General features: G+C 73.7%; 6 protein-coding genes. 4 read left to right on the top strand and 2 right to left on the bottom strand.

Annotated elements, in window-relative coordinates; translation table 11 throughout:
- The 3 genes from MXD58_RS21955 to MXD58_RS21965 all read left to right on the top strand — a co-directional run.
- Positions 1–428, top strand: a 428-nt coding sequence (locus MXD58_RS21955) for a glutamine amidotransferase-related protein (protein ID WP_518478594.1), incomplete at its 5' end; no start/stop codon positions are given.
- 38 nt (positions 429–466) lie between these two features.
- Positions 467–1,009, top strand: coding sequence for a GNAT family N-acetyltransferase (locus MXD58_RS21960; protein ID WP_248837701.1), 543 nt, complete (start codon positions 467–469; stop codon positions 1,007–1,009).
- 106 nt (positions 1,010–1,115) lie between these two features.
- On the top strand, positions 1,116–2,096 hold the full coding sequence (locus MXD58_RS21965; protein WP_248837700.1) for an NAD(+)/NADH kinase: 981 nt from the start codon (positions 1,116–1,118) through the stop codon (positions 2,094–2,096).
- A gap of 22 nt (positions 2,097–2,118) precedes the next feature.
- Here MXD58_RS21965 and MXD58_RS21970 read toward each other — a convergent pair whose 3' ends face one another.
- Together MXD58_RS21970 and MXD58_RS21975 are read right to left on the bottom strand one after the other, a co-directional pair.
- On the bottom strand, positions 2,119–2,367 hold the full coding sequence (locus tag MXD58_RS21970) for a hypothetical protein (RefSeq protein WP_248837699.1): 249 nt from the start codon (positions 2,365–2,367) through the stop codon (positions 2,119–2,121).
- A gap of 113 nt (positions 2,368–2,480) precedes the next feature.
- Entirely contained in the window at positions 2,481–3,353 is an 873-nt protein-coding gene (locus MXD58_RS21975; RefSeq protein ID WP_248837698.1) for an LLM class F420-dependent oxidoreductase, read from the bottom strand.
- A 274-nt stretch (positions 3,354–3,627) separates the two neighbouring features.
- Between MXD58_RS21975 and MXD58_RS21980 the strand changes: the two genes are divergently transcribed.
- On the top strand, positions 3,628–4,070 hold a 443-nt coding region (locus MXD58_RS21980; protein ID WP_374616480.1), incomplete at its 3' end, for a PaaI family thioesterase.

The following is a 4,070-nucleotide window of genomic DNA, read 5'->3' on the forward strand; positions in this document are numbered from 1 at the left end:
CCGCCGGAGGGAAAATGGCGGTGCTGCGCGGGCTGATCGCCGGGCGCCTCGCGGCACGCCGGCCGCTGCTCGCCGTGTGCCTCGGTCATCAGCTGCTCGCCGGGCTGCTCGGGCTGGCGCTGCGCCGCCGCGACGATCCCTACCAGGGGCTGGCGCGCACCATCGACCTGTTCGGCCAATCCCGACGGGTCGGGTTCTACTCGACGTTCACCGCCGTGGCCGGGGCGGATGAGCTGGCCTCGGCGTACGGCCCCGTCCGTCTGGCCCGCGACCCGGCCGACCACTCGGTGCACGCGCTGCGGGCCGCGACGTTCACGGGCCTGCAGTTCCATCCCGAGTCGGTGCTCAGCCGCGACGGGCTGGACATTCTGCGGGACGTGCTCGCGGATCTGCTGGCGCCCACCCGTGCCGCGCCCAGCACCAGATAATCCTGTCCGTCCGGTCTGTGCGGAAGTTCGGAGGCTGCATGATCACGATCAGGGCCGCCGGCGCGGCCGACGCCGCCGGCATCCAGGCGGTCTACGCGCCGTACGTCGCCGCCTCGCCGGCCACGTTCGAGGAGGAGCTGCCCGGCGTCGAAGAGCTACGCGCGCGGATGGAGGCCGCGCCACGCAAGCCGTGGCTGGTCGCCGAGACCGACGGTGAGCTCGTCGGCTACGCCTACGCCAGCGCCCACCACTCGCGGGCCTCCTACCGCTGGTCAGCGGACACGTCGGTCTACCTGGCCGCGTCCGTGCACCGCCGCGGGCTCGGCCGGCGCCGCTACGATCTGCTTCTCCCCGAGGTGCGCGCGTTGGGATATCTCCACGTCTTCGCGGGCATCACGCTGCCGAACGCGGCCAGTGTCGCGCTGCACACCGCGGTCGGCTTCGAGCAGACAGGGCTGTACCGCGACGTCGGCTACCGGCTGGGGGCGTGGCGCGACGTCGCCTTCTTCGCCCTGGCGCTGACCAGCCCGCTGCCCACCCGTCCCGTCGAACCCCGCCCCTGGGCGCCCGCCGCCGACTGAACGCTTACCGCCGACTGAACGCTTACCGCCGACTGAGCGCCCACCGGGCGGCGGGCACACCGTCAGGGCAGGGTGGCGGTAGGCGGACGGTGGTAGGGGGTGCACGGTGGTTCGAACGGTCGGGGTGGTGCTGCATCCGCGGCGCGATTCGGCGCGGGCGGTCGCGGCGGTGCTCGACTGGGCGGCGCAACGCGACGTGACGGTGCTCGGGGTCGCCGGGGAGATCGAACGGCTGCGCTGCGCCGCGGTCGCCGTCGACGCCGCGGAACTCGCCGCGCGCTCCGAGCTGCTGGTCAGCCTCGGCGGCGACGGCACGATGCTGCGGGCGATGCGCCTGGCCGACCGCGGGGACGCCCCCGTCCTCGGGGTGAACCTCGGCCGGCTCGGCTTCCTCGCCGAGGTCGACATTCCCGAGCTGGCCACGGCGCTGTCGGCGATCGACCGCCTGGAGTACACCGTCGAGCCGCGTCTCGCCGTCGACGCCCACCTCGGCGAGGACGTCCACCTCGGCGAGGACGTCCTGGCCCCTCGCGGCGGGGCATCCGGCGGCACGGCGGCGCCGTCCGTGGCGGGTGGGGGGTGCTTCGGGGCGCGGACGATGAGCGCGTTCAACGACGTCGCCGTCGTGCGGATGCCGGGGCAGGGCGGCAGTGCGGCGGTGGAGCTGCGGGTCGGCGGGCGGCCTTTCGTTCGCTACGCCGCGGACGCCGTGGTCGTCTCGACCCCGACGGGTTCGACGGCGTACAGCTTTTCGGCGGGCGGGCCGCTGGTCAGCCCGTCCGTCGAGGCGCTGCTGGTGACACCGGTGGCGCCGCATTCGGCGTTCAACCGGGGCATGGTGCTCTCGGTGCACGACTCGCTGGCCCTGACCGTGCTGGCGGGCAGCGCCCGGCTCGCCGTCGAGATCGACGGCGCGGTCCACGGCCATCTCGCCGCCGGGGCGACGATGACGATGACCGCGCGGCCCGCCGCCGTCGGCGTCGTCCGCTTCGGCCACACGACCTTCTACGAACGCGCCGCCCGCAAACTGCGTCTGGCCAGCTCCGCCGAGGTCGACGGCCCCGCGCCCGGCTCCGCCGTGAGCTGAGCCGCCCGGGCGCAGGCGGCGGTCAGGGTGTCTCGGAGCGGCCGGCGGCCCAGCGGCGGTCGTCGTCATCCCACTGTTGGTTGCGGTTCTCGAGGCGGCGGCGCCAGTCGGCTGCCGCGTCGGCGCTGTCGTACGGGCCGAGGCGGCGGTGGCCCGGGGCGTCCGGTGGGTTCTCGACCCGTTCGTGGTCGAGGCACCACCAGAAACCCGTCGGGTTCCACGCCGTGCTGTTCGCCGCCTGCCGGCCCTGGCCGGACACCGCTCGCTTCAACCTCGTCCACATACCCGATCACTACCCCGCGGGGCACGTTCAGCACCCGCCGGGCGGCGGCCCTGCACCCGTGGCGCCACCTTCGACGGACCGCGGAGAAGCAGGAGGACCGGCTAGAAGCCGGCGGCGACCGGGATGACCTGGTCGGCGAGCAGTTCCAGGGGGCGTAGGGTCGCCACGTTCGGCACCGAGCCATGGTAGTGGGTGATGCCGAGGTCGGCGAGACGGCGCAGGTCGGCGAGCAGCATGTCGGTGTTCTCGCCGTCGGCGCCGGGGTCCAGCGGGCCGATGACGGTCTTCTCGATCTCGTCGTAATCGCGGCCGAGGTCGGCGCAGTGGCCGCGCAGGACGTCCAGCTTGTGCTCGATGTCGGGGGCGTTGAACAGGTTGCAGGCCTGCGCGAAGCGGGCCACCAGACGCAGGGTCTTGCGCTCCCCACTGCCGCCGATCATGATCGGCGGGTGCGGGCGGCGCAGGGCCGCCGGCACGTTGAGGGTGCGTTCGAGCTGGTAGTGGCGGCCCTGGTAGGGCGCGTCGCTGCCGCTCCACATCTGCAGGCAGATCTCGAGGGCCTCCTCGAGGCGTTCGAAGCGCTCGGCCGTCGAGGGGAACGGCAGGCCCAGGCCGTGGGCCTCCTGCTCGAACCAGGCGGCGCCGATCCCGAGCCACGCCCGGCCCGCGGAGAGCACGTCCAGCGTGGTGACCGCCTTGGCCAGCAGGCCGGGCTCCCGGTAGACCACGGCGGTGACCCAGGCGAGCAGCTCGATGCGGCTCGTGCGCGCCGCGAGGTAGCCCAGGGTCGTGTATGCCTCGAGCATGTCGTGCTCGGGAGGGCCGATGCCGCGGATCTGCCAGAGGTGGTCCATAACGCTGAGCTTCGCGAAACCGGCATCCTCCGCGGCGACGGCGACGCGGGTGAGGTCGGCGGCGAGCGTCGACGGTCCGCCGGGCCAGGTGAAGTCGGAGATGTGCAGGCCGAGGTGCATGGTCGTCCTTCCCGCCGGAGAACGGAGGAGCCTCCGATTAGGGACTGTACCGCCATCCGGCCGGGCCGTGGTGGCGCACACCGGCACCGCCGTTCGGGGACCACCACCCGGTCGGCCCCCGAGGACCATCGGCGGCGTCAGGCGTACAGATCGGGTAGGACAGAACGAGGCGTGGCGCCACCGCCTCGGACGATCACGGTCACGGTCAGGCAGGACGGCTGAAGGCAGGGCAGATGGTGATGGCGATGGCGATGGCGATGGCGCGAGCGGCAGCATGAGCGGTACCTCGGCGATCCGCACGCCCACCGGCCTGCGGTGGCCACCGCAGGGCGCGACAGCCGCGCCGGCGGCGCGCGAGAGCTCCGAATCGCGGCTGCGGGTCAGCCCGGGCGCGAGGGGCCCGCAGGGCACGCGGGTGTCGATGCGGCTCGGGCCGTGGCTGGCTGGTTCCGGCGGAGAGCCGACCGTGGGCGCGCTCGGCGTACTCGCCGACAATGCCATCGGCCGGGAGATCTACGGGCGCCGTCCACCGAACACCCATTCGGTCACGGCCGAGCTGTCCATCGATGTGGTGGCCCAGCCGCCCTGGGCGGCACCGAACCTGGTCGCCGACGCCCAGCTGCACGGCCGGGACGCGACCGGCTGCGTCGCCGGCTGCGAGATCCGCGACGGCGCCGGCCGCCTGGTGAACCGTGACCTGCTCGACTACCGGCTGCC

This window comes from Frankia sp. AgKG'84/4, from assembly GCF_023242965.2.
Lineage (GTDB): Bacteria > Actinomycetota > Actinomycetes > Frankiales > Frankiaceae > Frankia.